This window comes from Arthrobacter crystallopoietes BAB-32, assembly GCF_000328305.2.
GTDB lineage: Bacteria > Actinomycetota > Actinomycetes > Actinomycetales > Micrococcaceae > Crystallibacter > Crystallibacter crystallopoietes_A.
In genome coordinates, this window is sequence record NZ_ANPE02000020.1 from 1 (window position 1) to 19,685 (window position 19,685).

16 protein-coding genes are annotated in these 19,685 nt (G+C 60.4%); 6 read left to right on the forward strand and 10 right to left on the reverse strand.

Going from position 1 to position 19,685, the window contains the following annotated elements:
* Positions 1 to 997: putative nucleotidyltransferase substrate binding domain-containing protein (locus D477_RS00440; protein WP_005266157.1), on the forward strand; the 997-nt coding region annotated here is incomplete at its 5' end.
* The gene (locus D477_RS23780) at positions 994 to 1,590 is read left to right on the forward strand and encodes a 3'-5' exonuclease (protein ID WP_005266158.1); all 597 of its coding nucleotides are present in this window, start codon (positions 994 to 996) and stop codon (positions 1,588 to 1,590) included. The genes D477_RS00440 and D477_RS23780, both read left to right, overlap by 4 nt.
* Here the strand turns inward: D477_RS23780 and D477_RS00450 are convergent.
* The 3 genes from D477_RS00450 to D477_RS00460 form a co-directional block, all read right to left on the reverse strand.
* Positions 1,514 to 2,662, reverse strand: a complete 1,149-nt coding sequence (locus D477_RS00450; RefSeq protein ID WP_005266159.1) for a cyclic nucleotide-binding domain-containing protein — start codon at positions 2,660 to 2,662, stop codon at positions 1,514 to 1,516. The two genes, D477_RS23780 and D477_RS00450, sit on opposite strands and share 77 nt — an antisense overlap.
* A gap of 469 nt (positions 2,663 to 3,131) precedes the next feature.
* Positions 3,132 to 4,661 carry an aldehyde dehydrogenase (NADP(+)) gene (locus tag D477_RS00455; RefSeq protein WP_005266160.1) on the reverse strand — a complete coding sequence of 510 codons (1,530 nt, stop codon included), beginning with the start codon at positions 4,659 to 4,661 and terminating at the stop codon, positions 3,132 to 3,134.
* Between the two features lie 187 nt (positions 4,662 to 4,848).
* Positions 4,849 to 5,727 carry a dihydrodipicolinate synthase family protein gene (locus D477_RS00460; protein WP_005266161.1) on the reverse strand — a complete coding sequence of 293 codons (879 nt, stop codon included), beginning with the start codon at positions 5,725 to 5,727 and terminating at the stop codon, positions 4,849 to 4,851.
* A gap of 559 nt (positions 5,728 to 6,286) precedes the next feature.
* Between D477_RS00460 and mptB the strand changes: the two genes are divergently transcribed.
* The gene (mptB, locus tag D477_RS00465) at positions 6,287 to 7,513 is read left to right on the forward strand and encodes a polyprenol phosphomannose-dependent alpha 1,6 mannosyltransferase MptB (RefSeq protein ID WP_237740658.1); all 1,227 of its coding nucleotides are present in this window, start codon (positions 6,287 to 6,289) and stop codon (positions 7,511 to 7,513) included.
* Between the two features lie 231 nt (positions 7,514 to 7,744).
* Here the strand turns inward: mptB and D477_RS00470 are convergent, their stop codons facing one another.
* From D477_RS00470 to D477_RS00490, 5 genes are all read right to left on the reverse strand, one after another.
* Positions 7,745 to 8,857 (reverse strand): phosphotriesterase family protein, encoded by a 1,113-nt coding sequence (locus tag D477_RS00470; protein WP_005266162.1) that lies wholly within the window; start codon positions 8,855 to 8,857, stop codon positions 7,745 to 7,747.
* A 79-nt stretch (positions 8,858 to 8,936) separates the two neighbouring features.
* The gene (locus D477_RS00475; RefSeq protein ID WP_043845006.1) at positions 8,937 to 9,956 is read right to left on the reverse strand and encodes a sugar ABC transporter substrate-binding protein; all 1,020 of its coding nucleotides are present in this window, start codon (positions 9,954 to 9,956) and stop codon (positions 8,937 to 8,939) included.
* Positions 9,957 to 9,972: 16 nt separating this feature from the next.
* Positions 9,973 to 10,950, reverse strand: a complete 978-nt coding sequence (locus D477_RS00480) for an ABC transporter permease (RefSeq protein WP_005266164.1) — start codon at positions 10,948 to 10,950, stop codon at positions 9,973 to 9,975.
* Complete coding sequence (locus D477_RS00485) at positions 10,947 to 11,930, reverse strand: ABC transporter permease (RefSeq protein ID WP_005266165.1); 984 nt, start codon at positions 11,928 to 11,930, stop codon at positions 10,947 to 10,949. The genes D477_RS00480 and D477_RS00485 overlap by 4 nt, the downstream gene beginning before the upstream one ends.
* Positions 11,927 to 13,438 (reverse strand): sugar ABC transporter ATP-binding protein, encoded by a 1,512-nt coding sequence (locus D477_RS00490; RefSeq protein WP_190273482.1) that lies wholly within the window; start codon positions 13,436 to 13,438, stop codon positions 11,927 to 11,929. Before D477_RS00490 ends, D477_RS00485 begins: the two co-directional genes overlap by 4 nt.
* Positions 13,439 to 13,983: 545 nt before the next feature.
* Here D477_RS00490 and D477_RS00495 point away from each other — a divergent pair.
* A complete protein-coding gene (locus tag D477_RS00495; RefSeq protein ID WP_190273483.1) occupies positions 13,984 to 15,339 on the forward strand; it encodes an MFS transporter in 1,356 nt (451 codons plus the stop codon).
* 296 nt (positions 15,340 to 15,635) lie between these two features.
* Complete coding sequence (locus tag D477_RS00500; RefSeq protein ID WP_005266169.1) at positions 15,636 to 16,619, forward strand: ornithine cyclodeaminase family protein; 984 nt, start codon at positions 15,636 to 15,638, stop codon at positions 16,617 to 16,619.
* Positions 16,620 to 17,004: 385 nt separating this feature from the next.
* Here D477_RS00500 and D477_RS00505 read toward each other — a convergent pair whose 3' ends face one another.
* Both D477_RS00505 and D477_RS00510 read right to left on the reverse strand, forming a co-directional pair.
* Entirely contained in the window at positions 17,005 to 17,907 is a 903-nt protein-coding gene (locus tag D477_RS00505) for a DMT family transporter (RefSeq protein WP_005266170.1), read from the reverse strand.
* A gap of 71 nt (positions 17,908 to 17,978) precedes the next feature.
* On the reverse strand, positions 17,979 to 18,830 hold the full coding sequence (locus D477_RS00510) for a PhzF family phenazine biosynthesis protein (protein ID WP_043845007.1): 852 nt from the start codon (positions 18,828 to 18,830) through the stop codon (positions 17,979 to 17,981).
* Between the two features lie 103 nt (positions 18,831 to 18,933).
* Here D477_RS00510 and D477_RS00515 point away from each other — a divergent pair, with 103 nt between their 5' ends.
* Positions 18,934 to 19,392 carry an Lrp/AsnC family transcriptional regulator gene (locus tag D477_RS00515; RefSeq protein WP_043845008.1) on the forward strand — a complete coding sequence of 153 codons (459 nt, stop codon included), beginning with the start codon at positions 18,934 to 18,936 and terminating at the stop codon, positions 19,390 to 19,392.
* Positions 19,393 to 19,685: the final 293 nt, after the last annotated feature.

The following is a 19,685-nucleotide window of genomic DNA, read 5'->3' on the forward strand; positions in this document are numbered from 1 at the left end:
CGCTGAAGTGACCTCGACCCACCTTGCCGCAGTCCGCGCCGCGATGATCGATGCGGTCTTCCGCCGGGCATTGGAGATTGATGTCCGGCAGGCAGAGCTGGAAACGTTCGAGTGCTCCTGGCTTCTTTTCGGCTCCATTGGCAGACGCGAACCGTTGCCCAACTCCGACGTCAACACCGCCCTCGTGTGGCAGCCTCGTCGAATCCCAAATGAGCCTGCCGAACCTGAACGGTTGGCAAGAGCGGCTACCGGCCGCCTGCAGGCCCTGGCCGGATGTGGCTTAAATTTCCGCCCCAACGAGGCCAATGCTTCAAACCCGCTGTACGCCAGGTCAGTAGATCAATGGCGTCAAGAGATCGCACGATGGGCCAGCGCGCCCCAAGAAAGGACCGACATCGTCCTGGCTTCCGCACTGCTGGATGCACGCCCGATCACGGAACACGGACTGGGACAGGTCGTGCTGGATCTAGTGGCGGCGGCATCCGCGCACAGGGACTTCAGACAGAGCCTGACGCGATCCGCCCTTGAGGAAACTCCTCCGGCGGGATTTGTACGGGGTTTTGTCATCGAAAGATTGGGTGAGCGTCGGGCCCTGCTGGACCTAAAACAGGCGGGCCTGCGACCGGTGGTGTCATTGGCGCGTGCTCTCGCGCTGTGGGCGGGGGACGTTTCCGGGACAACGCCCGAACGCCTGGAAACGGCAGCCGCGGGGGGCCTCCTCAGTCAGGAAGAATGCGAGAGCATGAAAGGAGCGTTCTCGCTCTACCACGAGATTCTCTTCGAGCAGGAAATCGAAGACATTAGAAACGGGACCCAACAGGAAGTCGGTATCGATCCTGGCCAGCTCGATCCCGTGCGTCGCCGCCACCTGCGGGAGGGGTTCCGCGCCATAGAGAGAATCCAGAATCGAGTTGCCAATGACCGGGAGATCGGCCTCACGTCAGGGCACCCAGTGCCTGGCGGCGTTGAAGGGCGGGGAGGTCTGATACTGCCATGAAAGTCTTCCAGAACTGGAAAGAAGCCGAGTTCTGCTGTCTGGACTTTGAGACAACGGGCTTGGATCCTCTTCGCGACAACATCATCGCCTACGGGGCAGTGCCGATTTCAGCAGGCAGAATAATCCCCTCCCAGGGACGCTACAGCCTGGTCAACCCCGGGATGGCGGTAAGCAAAGAATCAACTATGGTTCATGCCATACGTCAATGCGACCTTGAGCAGGCCCCGTCACTCGATGACTGTCTCAACGATATTAAGGAGCTGCTCGCGGGACGGATTCTCGTCGCGCATTCGGCCTGGGTGGAGCGGGGCTTCCTCCGGCGGGCCCTGAGCAGGCGGGGACTAAGGTTGGACGTTCCTATCCTCGATACAGCGGCCTTGGCTCGGGCCTGCGTTGACTTGCCGGAGCTACCCAGAGGGCAGGATGTTTCGCTCGAGTACGTCTCGGCCCTCCTAGATCTTCCTGTACACACCCCGCATCATGCGCTTGGAGACGCCATGACCACGGCACAGCTCTTCATCGTGCTGGCATCCCGCCTTTCCAAGGGTGGACCATGCAGACTCGGGAAGCTTGCCATCCTGTCGCGCCGCTAAGAGTGCTCATCGTCGAGCAGGCGTCCAGGCGCCGGCAACATGAGCCCTTCCTGAACGCTTGAACCAGCATGCCAAAGCCGTGGGGGCCCTGCCTTTGCCGTTGACGGCAAAGGCAGGGCCCCCACGAGACCGCATCGATCATCGCGGCGCGGACTGCGGCAAGGTGGGTCGAGGTCACTTCAGCGTCCCAGAGTTCGACCATCGTCGACCTCATGAGCCGGCACGCTTCGTCGAGTTCTGCCATAGATTTCGCCTCTGCGACGGCCCGCCTCACGACGAGAGGGTGGCGTATGTCCGAGGCGATGAGGTCTATCGCGTCCACTATGCCTATAGGTCGGCCGGCCCGCGTACTGACCACCATATGGTGCAGGCCGCGGTCAACCATTTTCAGATAGGTTGCCCAGACGGTCGAGTCTGAGGGAACACTCGCGGCCGGAAGGCTGGCGATGCGTGAAACCGGTTCGTCCAGACCCACATTGCCGGTCGCGACTTCCCTTCGAAAGTCGTCGTCCGTCACGATGGCTAGGGCGCTTCCGACGCGGAGGACAGCAGCTGATTCGCGGCGCTCGGTAAGTGACCGGGCAGCTTGTCGGACTGTAACGTCGGGCCGACACCACATGAGGGGACGCATGGAGTCGACCACCGAGCGTTCGAGGCGGCTTGGCGCCCCGCCCGATTCGATCAAACGCTGTCTGTCGGCAAGGGCGTTGTAGTGAGAAAACTGCAAATGCTCCGGCTGATTCACCACGTTGCGTGGATCGGGTAGGCGATAGCACAGGGTATCCTCCAAGGCCCTCACCGCCAGGGGTGGGGGAAGGCCGGAGAACACGGAGATGTGGCCGAACGTATCACCCGGGCCGAGGACGTCGACGGCTCTGCCGCGGTCAACCACCTCCACGCTGCCTGTACGAACCACGAAGATATGGTTCAGGCTGGGGGCTCCTGCGGGGATTACCCATTCTCCTGATGAGAAGAATTCGACTTCCACTGTGGCTGCCAGCCGGGCAAGGTCCTCGGCGTCCAAACGGTCATAAGGTGATTGACTGCCGAGAAACTCGATGAACTCCTTCACTCCGTCACCTCCGAGTGGCGAGGGGCGGTGGGAAGGGTCCTTGCACCCTTCCCACCGCCCAGACCGCACCCCGGATAGCTGATCGTGACTCGATGTTCAAGTACACAGCCCGTACAAGCCAACCGAGGGTTTGCGTTCAATCAGGGCTCTGCCGGCACCGGCAGCAAGGTTCACCCAGCTGACCGTTCCGTCAGACATGCCCTCGTCCAGTCTCCCGTATAAAGGCGGATTTGCCTCAGCCCTAAATTGAACAACCGTCCCCGGCTCTAGCAGGCTCCGTTCCGGAACGACGGAATATGCACCGTTCCCGGTCCTGTCGCGCAGGCAGGGGAACAGGGCAAGGGTCTGCGCCCCTGTCCGCTGTTCCGGTGCCCCGGCTCTGCGGCCCATTATCGACCGCTTGTTCACTACGTTCCCCTCCTTGCAAATGAACGTGGGGCCGGTATCGGCTTGTCCCTCGACGGCTGAGTCAGCAGTTATTCCCCCATGTCGCCGAGCTTCCGGCAGGGGACAGGGCGCGCGGAATGTTCCAAGGGTTGTTGTCGCGCAGGGCTTCGGGGAGCTGCCATTGGGGTGCGTTCTGATAGGCAACGGCCCGAAGGAAACGACCAATGGCCGCAGTGCCCACCGAAGTGCCATCGCTTGTCGTCGCCGGCCATGGTCCGCCATGCTGCATGGCAGGCGTGACGGCGACGCCCGTGGGCCAACCGTTGAAAATGACGCGGCCGCTGGAGGCGGCCAGTGCTTCCACGAGGCTCTCGAGGGCGGGGCCTTCATCCTCTTCGACAATGTGTACGGTTCCCGTCAGATTTCCTGGGAACAGGTCGCGCACTACTTCGGCCAGGTCGTTGCGTTCCCCGTACTCCACGATGATGGAGAGAGGACCGAAGGCTTCCTCCAGCAGCCTGTCGCCGGCCTTTTCAAGGACTTCGAGGGGAACGGAAACAATCGTTGGGCGTGTCCAGGCTAGGCCCTGCTCATCGAGGCGGCAGGAACCTTCGAGGATGACTTCGACACCGGCTGTCGACAGGACTGTTTCCCTGCGTTCAGCAAAGCCTCGAGAGATGCTGGCGTTAAGCAGACGGTGTTCGGTTCCGTCGGTGCCTGCTGCCGCTGCCGCCTCCCTGATTCCAGCCGTAAGTCGTTCTGCTTCCGGAACGAAGAGAAATCCCGGCTTGGTGCACAGCTGGCCTGCCGAGCCCGAAACGCTGCCGTAATAGCCCGTGGCGAGCGAGAAGGCGTCGCGGTCCAGGGCGGCTGCGGAGACAAAGACAGGATTGACGCTGCCGAGCTCTCCGAAAAAGGGAATCGGTGCAGGACGAGCCGCCGCAACATCAGCAAGCATTCGCCCCACTTGCTGGGATCCGGTGAAGGAGCCAGCCTTGATGCGCGGGTCTTTGAGCAGCGCTGTTCCGGCAGCTTGGCCGAAAACCACCTGCAGCGTTCCCGCGGGCATTCCGGCAGATTCCAAGGCCTCGCTGACGATGGCCCCGGTGCGATCGGAAAGGCGCGGATGACCGGAGTGTGCCTTCACGATCACCGGGCAGCCGGCAGCCAGCGCGGCGGCGGTGTCGCCTCCAGCGACGGAGAAAGCAAAGGGAAAGTTGCTGGCGGAGAAATTCAGGACCGGGCCCAGCGGCTCCAGAACCCGGCGAATGTCGGGCCGGGGGCCGAGTACGAAGCCGGGGTCGGCTTCATCGATCCGTGCATCCAGGTAAGCACCGTCCTCGACGGTTGAAGCGAAGAGTTTGAGCTGAACGCAAGTCCTCTTCAGCTCGCCGGCGAGGCGTGTCTCCGTTAAGCCTGTCTCTTCTGCAGCAATCCGAATAAGCTCGGTCCCGGCGGCTTCCAGCCGTTCGGCGACGAGGCAGAGGGCCCGCGCCCGCGCGTTCGGAAGCGTTTTCGCGTAGGCAGGCGCCGCCGCTGCGGCGGCCTGCGCTATTTTTTCTACTTGAGAGATGCTGGTTGGTGCAGGCACAGGCACTGTGGCTTCGCTCATTCTTTCTTCTCCTCGAGTGTTTTCATCGTGTGCTGAGGAACTAGGACGGATGCTCCTTTGACGCCGCACCTGTGGGGGAGGGGCGAAAATTTCCGGCGCAAGGTCAAACAGCGGATCAGGCCCGTCCTGGGATCTCCAGGACGGGCCGAATCTGACAGCGGCAATCGGTAGGTACCGGAGGTCGCAGTTAGCTGGCAGTGAGGGCGAGCTCCATGTCCTTGATGACCTGGGCGCGCTCTTCGTCGCTAAGCGGCCTGCGGGGAGCCCGGGTCGGGCCGCCGTAGATACCCGCAACCTCCTGGGAGAGCTTGATGGCCTGAACGAAGGTATGTTTGGTGTCCCACAGGAATGCAGGCTGCAGCAGGTCGTAAAGCTTGCGTGCCTCGCTGACATTGCCTTCGATGCCGAGCTTGTACAGCTTGGCGCAGAGCTGGGGAATGGCGTTGGAGTAGCCGCCGATCCAGCCGACGGCGCCCATCAGGAGCGATTCGAGGACTGCGTCGTCGGAGCCGGCCAGTACGTCGAGGCTGGGCGCTGCGCGGCGGATGCTGGTAATGCGGCGGATGTCGCTGGAGAACTCTTTGACGGCCACAACTTCGGGGATTTCGGAAAGTTCGGCCAGCAGTTCAGGGGTGAGGTCGACACGGGTGTCGAACGGGTTGTTGTAAGCAACGATCGGCAGGCCGGCCTTTGCCACCTCGGTGTAGTGGTCCACGACTTCGGCGTCGTTGGCGCGGTATGAGTTCGGCGGCAGCGCGAGTACAGCGTGTGCCCCCGCCTCGCGGGCCTGCTCGGCCCATCGGCGCGATTCATCGGCCCCATAGGCGCCAACGCCGGGGACAATGCTGAAGCCTTCGGGCGCTGCTTCCACGGCGAGTTCGACGATTCGGGCCCGCTCTTCAGTGGTCAGTACCTGGTATTCGCCCAGAGAACCGTTGGGTGCGATGCCGTCGGCGCCGTTCTCGGCGAGGAAACGCACGTGATTCTGGAAGCGGTCGTAATCGATCGACAGATCTTCCTTCAGGGGCAGGGTGGTTGCAACGACAATGCCGTGCCAAGCGCTCATTTTTGTCCTTCTTACGGTAGAGGTTGGAGCCATCTCTAAAGAGGTATGTAACCGGTAATATATAACCCATGACACTGCGGATCAACCCTTTTCCTCCAACTTTCGAAATTTTTCTCTGCGCGGTCAGCTCTTGTATGGCGGCATCATGCGGTCATGAGGCTGTTCACGTGGCTGATCGTGTGGGCTTTCTGAGACAAGGAGGGGGGCGGGCTTCTGCTCTGACGGAAGCGTTCGGATGCTAGTCCGGCGAACCATCGGGCGCGAAGTGCAGGTCCTACGGGACCGTCCTGAACTTTGGTCTGGTCTTTTGGGCAGCTCACTGATGTCTATTGCGTCCCTCGGCATCGGTTGGCTAGCGCCGGCCTCTGACGTCCGCCGGTTTCCCTTGATTATTTGGATGCGCACCGAATTTTCGGGGATGGTTCTTTCGGTCATCCTGCTTGCGGCAGGCGGGATGCTTCTGACCCGTGCCTGGCTCCGGCTCGGACAAGCCATCAGAGAAGTGCGTGCAGAATCCATGGCTGGGGTACTGCGTGCGATGACCTAGTGGGGCCTGCCAATGCTGTTGTGTGTCCCGCTTTTCAGCCGTGATGTCTATGCCTACATCGGTCAGGGGAGGCTGATGCTTGAGGGAATGAACCCGTATGAACAGGGCATCTCGGCACTTCCCAACTACTATCGGCTGGGCCCGGACCTCATGTGGACGGAAGCCCCTGTGCCATACGGCCAGCTCTTCCTCTGGATGGCAAGTATTGCTGTAGGGCTGACTGTCGTTCAGCCAGAATTGAGCATCCTGCTCTTACGTCTCGCCTCGGTCATCGGCGTCGTCCTATCCGCGTACTACATTCACCGATTGACTGTGCACGTTCGGGGTTATCCTGCTCGAACCCTATGGCTCACGGCTGCCAACCCGCTTTTTTTGACCAACTTCATAGCCAGCGCACACAACGATTCGTTGATGGTGGGCCTTGCATTGGCGGGGCTCTACTACTGCCTGAAGGGGAGTGCTATACGAGGCGTGGCGCTCGCTACTCTTGCGATCTCCATCAAGCCCATCGCCCTGATTTTCCTACCGTTCATTGGCTTGATCTGGGCGGGACGGCGAGCCGGCTGGTCGAGGAAACTGTTCTACTGGGCTTCCACCGCAACGATGAGCTTCAGCTTTCTCGCTTTGCTGGGCTGGATGGCCGGGATTGGCTTCGGCTGGATCAACGGTATCTTTGACCGGGGAAGCCTCTGGATCTGGTACGCGCCAGTGGGCCTGGCCGGGGGGATCGCTGCAGCAGCCGGGAATTTGCTGGAGCTGGACGGCGGGCAGCTGATGAGCTGGGTACATCGGCTCGGGAAGATCGCGTCATTGGTCATCGTTGTGTGGCAGATACTTCGGGGCAGCTATGACCGCCTACTCCACCGGCTAGCGATAGCCCTGGCGGCCGTCGTGCTACTGAGCCCCATGATCCAGTCTTGGTGGGTGCTGTGGTTCCTGCCGCTCTTGGCCGTGATTGGGATACGTGATGGCGGGCAGACCAAAGCTGTCTACATCGTGACCATATTCTTTATGGTCTATGCCATCTCCGATCAGCTGGACGTCTTTCCCTACATGCATCCGGAGAATCTTGCATGGCCCTTGGCTATCGCGCGCATCTTGGCCGCAACTCTGTCTTTGTCTGCCGGGCTGTGGCTGGTCTTTTTCGATCCACGGACAAAGCACATGTTCCATTCCCATCACCAACAGGCTTCTCGCCGACTTCAGTCACAGCCGACCGGAACCGACTACAGGGCGTAGCGCTCCTCCGGTCGACAGCTGCAGCCAGCAGATTCTCATGTATCGGCAGCGTGGCAAAGAGGAGAAGATAGCCCATGCACTTGCTGGGCTCACACAACGCCGCCCCACCTACCTGCCGGCAGCCGAGGTCATTTCCTCGGCTGCCGAACAGGTAGCGAGATTTTTGCATGGTCGTCATCTTAGGATGACGGCCGTTCCGATGCAGAGCTAAGAGCACTGGACATTGCTTGATCAGGGCGCGGTTTGATGACCGGCAACGGCGTCGGCGCGTTCGTCCAAGACCATGCCGGTTAGCATCCGGGCCGGGTTCTTGCGTGTGATTTGATCATGCGCCGCTGCATCCAGTCCGAACGTCTGCAGCATTGCGGGGAATTCCGTCAGGACATGGGAGTATCCCCACCCGCCAAACTCCGCCAAGTAGTGCTTGTGACCGACGTCCTGGGAAATGAGCATCTGCTCCAAGTATCCGCTGTCTGCAAGACGTGAGATTGCCTTACACCGCTCACGATCGGAGGGCAGCCACCAGGAGTTGGCGCCATCGGTGAAGAAGCCGGAATTTCCGCAGAGGTCGTACTCGAGGAAGGCGCCCCGTGCAGCAAGTGAACGGTGATATTCAACGGCCTCGTCGAATTCGATATCAGAATGGGCAAGCGCGGCGTCAAGGTGCCCAAGGACTACACGCGATAGATCGACCCCCTCGGATTCGAGGACATCCAAGACCACATGCCCGGACCGCGTCGGCGGGTGGACATGAACGGTAATTGGGAGGCCCGTCCGAAGATGCGCTCGTGCCGAGGCACGCAGCGACTTCTCCTCATTCGGATGCAGGGGAAACGTCGTACCAATTTCCCCGATGATCCCTGGGCGGATGTCGGTCCCGGCCAATCCGTTCTGGATCTGATCTACCAGTAGCTCGGCGACCTCCTCCACGTCCCGCGCTGCCACGTCGCCGTTCTGAGCGAAGTTTACGTAATGCCCAATACCAGCCACGATGTTGGCACCGGTACGGAGCGCAACTTCGCGAAGCCCGGCAGGGTTACTGCCTATGTCCTTGTTCGTCACGTCGACCAGTGTTCTTCCACCGGCCGCGAGAAAACGTTCGAGTTCCCGCGATGCAAGATCAACGTCGTTCAGGATGCAGTTCAAGCGGTTTCCGTACGGGTTTGCACGGATATCTGCAAGGTTACTAAGCCCGATTCCATCGTCCAGAATGGCGCTCTGTTGGAAGCGCGCCAGTTCATCCACGTACGCCATTAAGTCGATGAACAAGTGTTCGTGGGGGAGAGTCGGGCCAAGTTCAGACGCAGGGATAGGGCCGAGTACGGTCATAACCGTCGAAGTCATATGGGTTTCTCCGTAGGGATCGTTTGCCAATTTGTGCGATTCCGTGTCCGAAAAGGGCACGGCTTTCGATACCTGAGTGCTATTTGCCGACCGCGCTGGCACACTCCGAGAGGTTGCCTTCGGTGATCAACGGCGTCTCCATCCAGGTGACGTTTTCGACCTCCTTGCCTTCGAGTACCGAGATTGCCGCATTGGCTACGTTCTGGCCGTCCAGTTTCGGATCCTGCAGATTAGTGGCGTACTGCTTGCCGGCCTCTATGTTGTTGTAACCGTCAATCGTGCAGTCCGAACCAACTGCGATGAGGTTCTCGCCCGGCTTGTACCCCGCCCGCTCGGCTGCGGTGATTGCTCCGGCGGTCATATTGTCGGCCTGGCCGTAGACTCCGATAACTTTGTCGAATTGCGAGAAGAGCGCAGCTGCTGCCGTAGTCGCTTGGGTCTGGTCCCAGTTACCCGGCTGGCTGCCGACGATTTTCAGCTCCGGGGCCTCCTTAGCCAACGTGGATGTGAACCCATCCGTGCGTCCGATAGTCGACGCGGCTCCGGCTGTGCCGGTCACCATGATCACAGATCCCGATGTCCCCAGACCCTTTTCTTTGAGCCCGGAAATCAGAGCCCTTGCAGCAGCTGCGCCAAGGGCTTCATTGTCCGGGCCGGTGAAGGAAGACCACAGAGACGTGTCCTCTGAATTCGGAATAGAAGTGCTTACGACCACGGGGATTCCGGCAGCTTTGATTCTTTTCAGCGACGGGACAACTGCACTTGCATCAGCCGGCCACAGCACAATGGCGTCCGGCTTGCTGCTGACAGCCTGATTGATTTGCTGGGCCTGCTCAGCTGCATCGAAGTTTGTCGTGACAGTCGTGACCTTCGCTCCGGCCTCTTCCATAGTGCTCTTGAATGATTCCGCCTGCCTTGCGCAATAATCACACGTCTGGCTTACGGTCAGAAAGGTGACCTTCGCATCCTGGGCTCCTGGGGGCGATCCCGCATTGCCAGCGGATCCGCTGGAGGTATTCGGCGAACTGCATCCCGCAAGTACAGTTGCGGCGGCGACGGCGGAAAGGACAGTGGCGGCGATTTTGTTGCGTTTAATCATGCGAATCTCCGAAGTGCTAGGCCACCGAAACGGTGGAGGATTGAATGTAGCGTCTTGTAAATCGGTCCAAGGGCTTATCGACGATCACTACTGCCAGCAGAATGGCGCCGCTGACGAGCTGAATCGTTGCGGAGGTTGTCCCCATGAAGCTGAGGCCATTGGACAGAACTGCGAGGAGCAAGGCAGCACCGACGACGCCGACAAGACTGCCTTTGCCCCCGTTGAGGGATATACCCCCAAGGATGGCCGCGGTGGCAGCCTGGAGAAGAAGCGCATCGTCCGGCCCTGCCGTTCCTGAAGCCAGAGAAACTCCCTGAAGTGCCCCGGCAAGCCCTACCGCCAGTCCGGAGATGGCGAAGGCGGCGATAACCGTAAAGCTAACGGGCATGCCGGAGGCACGCGCTCGATTAGCATCGCTGCCGGCCGCGTATACGTATCTTCCGAGCCATGTTGCCCGCAGCGTCAGGATGATCAAGGCAGCCAGGACGAGTTGGATGAGCGATTGCAGTGAGAAGATACCGCCTACTGCTTGGGTCAAGGCCATTCCCGAGTCAAAATCGCTCATCTGCACGATTTGTCCCCCTGCAATTGCATATCCGATACCGATGGCCAGAACCATCGACCCGACCGTCACGGCAAGAGAGGGAATGCGAAACCTGGCCGTTACCCAGCCGTTGAGGAGACCGAAGCCGATCCCAAGAGCGATGGCAATCAGGACTGCCAGCGGCGTACCGACAGAATCGCTGAGCTTGACGGAAACCAGCGCGACAAGGGGGAAAGTGCCTGAAATCGAGATGTCGAATTCGCCTGCGAGCATTACGACGCCCAGCCCGCAGGCCACGAGCACAAGAGGGGAGAAGATCTGCAGGAGGGCATACAGGTTTCCCGGCTGCAGGAAGTCAGGATTGGAGCTTGCGAAGCCGGCGATGGCCAGCAAGGCCAGAACCCAAGCGATAAGGGCCCGAAAATTCCAGTACAAGAACGTCGGTTTCATCGCCGGCGTCCTCCTTTCGAAGCGGCTGCTATCCCGGTCAGAACTACGGCCAGGAGAACAAGGAGGCCCTTCGCCACCAGTTGCGTTTCATAGCTAAAGCCCACCAGGACAAGGACGTTGCCAAGGAGCCCGACGAAAAGAGCGCCCACGGCCGCGCTAACGGGGCTTCCGCTGCCGCCATTAACGCTGATGCCGCCTACGACGACGGCTGTCACAGCATCGAAGCCGAAAGTTCCGCCGAGCAGCAGATTGCCTTGGCCTGACTGGGAGGAAAGCAGTCCACCGGCAAGTCCTGCGGTTGTCCCGGCCAACGTAAAGGCCAGCAGGACCAGTGGCCAGGAACGCAAGCCTGACACTGCTGCAGCAGGTTCATTCAGACCTATAAGCGAAAGGCGCCGACCTTGCACGGTGTACTTGTGCCACCATGCGATCACGGCCGTGACGATGATGAAAACGAACACCTGAAATGGCAGCACGCCAAAGAGATTGGTGCCGAAGACACTCGCATCCCCTCCGCGGCTCACCGTCAATCCGCCGGTGACGAGTTCTCCCGCGCCGAGCAGAATCGCCGCGAACGCGATGGTTGTGATAATCGGATCTGTCCCGAGCTTTCCCACGATTAATCCCTGCACGGCGCCGGTCAGTGCGCCGAAGCCTGTGGCAAGCAGCAACGCAACCCAAGGCCCGGCCGGCAGGGCGGCAGCAAAAACGATGGTGGACAGCGCTATGGTCGATGCCAGGGACAAGGAGAAGATGCGGCCCACGATGGTTATTAGACTCAGGCCCACGGCTGCTATCCCTGTCAGGGCGACAGACAAAAGGAGCGCACGGATGTTCCCCAGGGTGCCGAAACGGGGAACGAAGATCACGGCGATCAGTGCCACAAAGAGCGTGACAACGGCGATTACAGTTGATCCATCGTTCAACAGTCGGCGGACTTGCGGCACCGGCCTCACCGTTGCTGTGATCGACGCGCTCATGCTGCTCCTCCCAGAATTTCCGTAGTAATGACGGCATTAGAAACCTCGTCCACCCGGTGGCGGCCGACTACCCGGCCCCGGTAGAGCGTCACGACATGGTCGGCAAGTTCCCGTACTTCAACTACGTCGCTCGTATAAATGAGGATGACCACGTTGTGCGCAGCCAGTTCGCGCAAGCTGCGATAGATTTCTGATCGGGCCCCAATGTCCACGCCACGAGTCGGCTCATTCAGGATCAATACGTGCGGTTCTGTCGCGAGAGCCCGTCCCACTGTCACTTTCTGCTGATTACCTCCGCTGAACGAAGACACGGGCTCTGCTATACGGCGCGTATCAAAGGCAACCTTCGACATGGTCTGAGCAGCGAGACGCTGCTCCTGTGAACTTCGGATGACCCCCAACCGGCTGATTTTGCCTAAGGCACCGGAACTAACGTTCGTTGCAACCGAGGCACTGAGAAATACACCTTCATGCACGCGGTCGGCCGAAATGTAAGCGATGCCCGACTGCTGAGCTGTTGCCCGGTCATGGACCTTAACCACCTTTCCGTCCAATTCGACGGAGCCTGAATCAATACCAGTGACGCCGGCAAGCGCCCGGACCACTTCATCTGCCCCAGAACCAATTTGCCCGAACAGAGCCACAACCTCACCCGCACGAGCGCGAAGGGCCACGTCCGCAAAACGGTTGCGGCTATTTAGCCCCTGGACGACCAATTCGCGGGGCTGGCCCACCTCCTGCAGAGCAACGGTCTTATCAGCGGGGACATGGTCCGCGCCCAACATGTGGGCAACCATGGTCGACATGTCGAAGTCCCGCACGCGGCCTCCGGCGACGACCCTGCCCGCGCGCATGATGGTCATGCTGTCGGCCAGTTCGAATACTTCGCCCAGTCGGTGAGTGATATAGACGATTGCTCGCCCCTCACTGGTCAATCGCCGAACCACATGATGAACCTTTGCGATTTCGACATCGGAGAGAGTGGCCGTGGGTTCATCCAGTATCAGGACTCGTGCATCGGCAATCAGTCCCCGTGCGATCTCGAGGAGTTGCCGTTGGGCCAGCGAAAGGACCTCTACGGGGAGGTCCAAATTCATTCCACTGAGTCCCGCTGAATCCAGCGCGGCCTCGATGCTTTGCTGCAGCGCTTTTGGCCGCACGATCAACGCACGGCGACCACGGGCGGCCAACATGAGGTTATCTCGTACGGACATTTCGGGTACCACTGAGAGTTCTTGAAAGACCATGGCGACATCATTGGCTTCATAGGCTTCCCCAAAAATCGTCCCGGAATCCGGCGGTTGAACTCCCGCAATGGCCTTCACCAACGTGCTTTTTCCTGCACCGTTTTCGCCGAGAAGCGCGTGTACTTCACCTGCACGAAATTCGACGTTCACATCGGCGAGAGCGAGAAAGCTGCCGAAAGACTTGCTGAGCGAGCGAACCCCCAACAACACACTCGAATCTGTATCGCCTGGTACCTCGCCTTCAGTGCCAGTCTCAGACATCGCTGATTCTCGCGGTTTTTCCGTGGGTCGATTCACCTCCATAGGCGTCAGCCTTTCTCCTTACACAGGGGCAGCACTTACATAACCGATGAAGTGTTACGTGTGATACATTACACAGCAATTGCCGTAAAGAATATGCGCACCAAAGACATCCCGCAAGGGGGTCGAATTCAACAAAAGAAAATGATGCGCCTCCAGGCGAGCCCAGAAGGCGAACCCCTAGAGCACTCACGGGCCTCCAAGAGGAAGCGGCGAAAAGCACCGAAATCCGCAGCCTGGTGCAAGACCCAGGGCCTTGGAGGAAACTGCCTTACGCTCTTGTTGCGGCTCACCCTTCTCGCGGCAGCAGCGGGTCAGCTCTTGGAAGACGCCCTTTCTGGAGCCCGTTCGACAACGAGGGGGAGTCACATCTCCGAAGCCCGTTGCCGCTTGACAAGCAAGGTTAGGTGCCACAGCGCACTACCATTGGGATGACACAAGAAGAACACGTAACGATGGAAACAGGACACTACCGCCTATTCGCAGTATGTAGTATCTTACCGTTCATGCGTTACACATCACATCAGCAGACGACCGGCCCCTTTCGTCGTGCTCTTGCTGCCAGTGTCAGCGGCCAAGCCCTCGAATGGTATGACTTCGCGATTTACGGGTTAGCGGCGGCCACGGTATTCCCACAGGTCTTCTTTCCCGGGGCCTCGCCTTTGATCGGAGTCCTCGCCTCTTTCGCAACTTTCGCCGTTGGATTCATCGCTCGACCTGTCGGCGGATTCATCTTCGGACGCCTGGGCGACCGAATCGGCCGCAAGCCGGCGCTCATGCTCACGCTCTTGCTCATGGGCGTCAGCACCGTAATCATCGGCCTGCTGCCCGATTACGGAACCATCGGCATTCTCGCCCCCATCCTGCTCGTTGTGCTCCGCCTGGCCCAAGGTGTGGGTGTCGGCGGTGAGTGGTCTGGTGCGGCCGTTCTTGTTATAGAGAGCGCCCCCGAGCGTCGCCGCGGGTTCTTCTCCAGCATGATTAATTCGGGCGAGTACATCGGAACCCTCGTCGCCGGAGCCGTTTTCACCGCGCTGAGCGCGCTGATGCCCGATGACGCCTTCCACGCCTGGGGATGGCGTATTCCCTTCATCCTTGCCTCGCTAGGGATTATCTTCAGCCTGATCATCCGCCGGAAGGTAGACGAGACGCCGGCATTCGAAGAGATCGCCGAAAAGGCCTCCAAGGATCAGCCCTCTCTCGTAACTTCCCTCCGGGCTCAATGGCGCAACGTGCTCGCGATCATCGGCCTGCGTATGTTCGAAAACGCCTCCGCCTATATCATTCTGGCCTTTGCCGTCACCTATGCCACCACTGCCGGCAACGCCGAAAGCACAGCAACGCTTGGTGTGACCATCGCATCAGCGGTCGCCATCCCTCTCATTCCGCTGTTCGGCCACTTGTCGGACCGCATCGGACGCAAGCGGGTGTATTTGGTCGGCGTGGTCTTCCTGCTCGTGTTCTTCATGCCCTTCTTTGCGCTTATCGAGACGCAGCAACCCCTGTTGGTGTGGACAGCCTTCATTCTGGCGTTCGCATTCGGGATGGCACCCATGCTGGCTGCTCAGCCGTCATGGTTCGCCGAGATGTTCCCAACCGCTTTCCGCTACAGCGGCACAGCGATCAGCACCAACGTCGCCACCATTTTTGCCGGCGGAATGGCCCCGTTCATCGCCACCGCACTTGTGAACGCAACCGGGAACCTCACGTATGTATTTGTTTATCTCGGCTTCCTCGGCGTGATCACGCTCGCTGCGACCTTTTTTGCCCGGGAAACACTCGGAAGCGACTTGGACGCTCCCGAGCCCTCAATCCAGCTCCAGGGCAGCGAGTCCGGTGCTGTCGCAGGGAAGCGAGCATAATCGGCGTAACTAACGCACCGCTGCCCACCGGGCCGCTCACTCTAGCGTCAAAGTAGGGCAGGGTCTCTCCGTGAGGAGAGACCCTGCCCTACTTACGAACGTGCGAGGCCTGGCGGTCTACACGCTGCTTCACCGAATGCATTTGTTAGTCAAAATGCACTGGCGCTGGTCATGAGACAGTCTTACTTATCCAAGGCGCAGCAGCACGTGTCGCTGGCGGCTCCCGCCCACCACGTCACCGATACCCAGACGTACTTCCTGGACCCGACAGACCCGTTCCCGAAAGGACTCTTGCCATGAGCATCCCGTATTTTGACGCGGCCGCCATTCGATCTACCGTACCCTTTGACCGTGCAGTGCGCGCCATAGAGGACGCGCTGGCGGATGGCGTGGATCCGGAAATGGACAGCCCCCGCCTGTTCAGCCCGGCACCGGATGGGGAATTCCTCATCATGCCGACCGAGGGCGGGCACTACAGCGGGGTAAAAACGGTCACGATCGCACCGAAGAATCCGTCTCACGGGCTCGAAAAGATCCAGGGAATCTACATTCTGATCGACTCGGCGACCCTTGCACCTCTCGCCCTCATGGACGGTGCGGCGCTTACTGCCGTGCGTACTCCGGCCACGACCATAACAGCCGTAAAGCATATCGCCGCCGCAGCCCCGGCCAATGAAGGATTCGGCTCATCGCCCCAGATCCTGGTTTTCGGCGCCGGCGTGCAGGCGCTGAATCACATCCGGGCGGCCCGGGCAGTATTTAGGGACGCCCGGTTTGGCGTTATTGGGAAACGTGCACACCGAGTGAGCGAGCTGGCCCAGACATTGGCCGCAGAGGACATTGAGGTCGTGGACAAGTCGGGTGATGTGGCAAGCGCGGTTGCAAACGCAGACATCATTCTTTGTGTGACTTCCTCCTCGGATCCGCTCTTCGACGGCGGACTGCCGAAGGACGGCGCGATCGTGGCGTCGGTCGGGCAGCATGGCCTGGACGCCCGCGAAGTCGATGCGAAGCTGGTGATGCGCAGCGACGTGGTTGTGGAGGGCCGGGCTTCATCCTGGCGGGAGAGCGGCAATCTTATCCCTGCCCGGAGCGTCGAGGAGTGGCAAGAGATTGAGCCGCCAAATCTTAGGGACTTGGTTAGTGGGGGGCTGGTCCGCCGTCAACAGACCTGCTGCCTATATACGGGTGTGGGAATGGCGTGGGAAGACCTTGTCACCGCAGCCGTCGTATATGAAGAGGGCAAAGATCATGCCCGTAGACGGAATGGCCGCGAGTAACGAAACGGTCCGTGAAGCCACCTGTTCTCTGGCACTGCTCGAGGAGTGGGGCGACCCCTGGACTTCATGCACGGCTGGCCATTGTGTCCGCAGATCTCGGACCCTGCGTCTTCGGCTCATGGCGCGCGTCACATTCCAGTCCTCCCGGGAGGATTCCGCGCCGTCCTGGCCTTGCACCGGGTGGCGGCAGCCGTGGTCGTAACAGCCTTGGGTTCGTTCGACGAGCTACGCGAGCAGAATCAATCTCTCTGAGCGCCTCAAAAATCTCGATGAGTACGAGCAGGGTCTGAAGATGCCCCGACCAATCCAGCTTCCTGACACACCACTTCGTAACCGTCTCGCAAGTGCTCAGGCGGGCGGGGGCTTGTAAATTTCCGACGGTCGTTCATCGCTGCTCCGCTCGTTGCTCTCGTTGCCGTGAACGAGGCCGCAGGGTCGGGGCATTGGTGAGGGCGACACCGGCTATGACGATGAGACCGCCGACGACTTGGGCGGCGGTGTAGGGGTGACCGGCGAGAATAGTAATCGTGGCGGTGAATACGGTGATGAGGTTCAGGAACACCCCGGCGCTCCCTGCTGGAAGGACGGTCAGCGCCCGGTTCCAGAGCAGATAGGACAGGACCGACGGGAAGATCGCGATGCACGCCAGAGACATCATGACATCGCCCGTGGCTGGCAGGACAGGTCCGCCGGTGGCGAGGCTGATCGGGGTCAGGACGGTGACGGCGACCGCCGCCTGGATGGCAGTTCCTGTGATCGGCGGTATTTTCGGAGCCAGGCGCCCAGTGACCGTGTACGCGGTCCATGCTGTGATGGCGCCGATCATGAACAACTCCCCTGATCCGAACCCGGTGCCGAGCAGGGCTGCCGGGTTACCGCCGCCGAGGACGACCAGAACGCCGACCAACGCGACCAGCACTCCGCCGGCCGCCGGCAGGGTCAGGCGTTCACCCAGGAAGATCGTGGCGGCCAGCGTGATCAGCGCAGGGTTGAAGGCGTTGATGAGAGATGCACTGAACGCGTCGGTGTGTTCGAGAGCGGCATAGAGCAGCAGGTTGTAGCCCAGCAGACCGCACATGCTCAGGGCGACCAGCCATGGCCACGCTGCCGCGACCTGCCGCCATTGCGGTCGCTCGACCATCTGGGCGGTCACCAGCAACGGCAGGAGTGCAAGAGCCCAGCGCATCAGGACGAGGCTGAGCGGGTCAAGGCTTTGGACCGCGCTGGCACCGACGACATAGTTACCTGCCCAGAACAGCGTCGCACCCAACAGGGATGCAACCGCCATCCATAGCGCGCTCCCATGCACGCGGACCGGCCGGACTTCCGGGTGTGTGCTGGTGTCCGGGACAGCCACTGTCAGATGGTTGCGGTGCCGCGGAAGTTGGTGGTCGTTGCCCCGCCGACCCAGACGGTCCCGTCGGCGTCCGCCGTAATGGTGATTTCACCGGCCCGTCCGAGCCGTGAACCCTGGGAGACCTTATAGCCGCCGGACACGGCGCCGGTACGGGTAAGCCATTGACCGACCGAAGCGTTCATGCTGCCGCATACCGGGTCCTCCGCCACCCCGACACCCGGCGCGAACGTGCGCATCTCAAAGGCACAGGCCGACCCCTCCGGGTAGGCACCGATGGCACCCACCATTGCGGTAGGGATCAGTGACAGGTCCGGTTCGAGGTCTAGTACCTCCTGCGCACTGGCAAGCCTGATGACAGCCCAGCCGGGCCCGTTATCCACCCACTGGTGTGAAAGCACCTGGTCCTCCCGGATGCCGAACGCGGCAACAATACTGGCTAGAAAGTCACCCTCCAGATCACCGGAGCGCCGCGTGGCAGGCGCAGCAAAAGACAGAATCCCCTCCCCGGGCAGCACTTCGACCAGTCCGGCAGCGCACTCCTGCACGATGCGGTCGCCCCGCCGCGGGGTGCCACCATTCTCAAGCCAAGCATGCGCGGAGCCAAGTGTGGGATGGCCGGCGAACGGCAGTTCGCCGCCGGGGGTGAAGATACGGACGCGGTAGTCCGCCTCGAGGGTCGTCGGTGGCAGCTGGAACGTCGTTTCGGAGAGATTCGTCCACCGGGCCACGCGCTGCATCATGGCGTCATCAAGCCCGGTTCCGTCAAGCACGACAGCCACGGGATTCCCCAAGTAGGGGGTCGAGGAGAATACGTCCACCTGAGCGAAGGGGCGGGAATGAGGGATGTCAGTCATAAGAGGAAGCCTTTACTAAACGGGAAGAAATCAAGAGCCGTACAGCAATGATAGGAAAATTTTCTAGCCATTTGGTTGCCGTTCAGGCCCTTAAACTATATGTATGAGCACTTCCGTGAAGCTGGATGAGGTAGATCAGGCAATTTTGTATCACCTATCCTTGGACGGCCGTCTAAGCAACGTCGATCTGGCGGCTCGCGTCGGCCTCACGCCCGCACCCTGCCTTCGACGGGTCAAGCGCTTGGAGGAAAGCGGCGTCATCGCCGGCTACCGGGCTCGCCTCGATCCGCAGTCCGCCGGGCGGGCCTTCTGCGTCTACATGGCGGTCGAGATTACGATGACCAGTCGAGAAATCGTCGAACAGTTCGAGGCAGCGATCTCGTCCTTCCGCGAAGTAACGGAGGCCCGTCGCGTTTACGGCGGCGTGGACTACATCATCCGGGTCGACGTCGCCGATGGGAACGCCTATCAGCGGTTCCAGGATGAAAAGATGTACCCCCTGCCCGGCGTTCACCGGATTGTTTCCCATCCGACCATGAAGCTCATCAAGAGCAGCGACTAGATTTTCTTCGCCGCCAGCAAGGGCACTTCGATGCATCGCTACGAACGTGACCGTGCGGCGTTTCCCTGGCCTTTGCCGGCGGCAAGGGGACCGTCACCCACAACAGGTCTCTTGTAGGCGTGAGATCTGGGGCTGTGAGCGGATGCAGCCGTCGCCAAGGCCATGTGACCTGCGGAAACACTGATCTAGTTATGGAACGGGAGTTCTCGCAGCTACTTCTGTTCCCGTAGCTTTAACACCGATAATTGATATTATGTCAAGTAGTAGTACTTGAATGATCAACTATTAGCTTC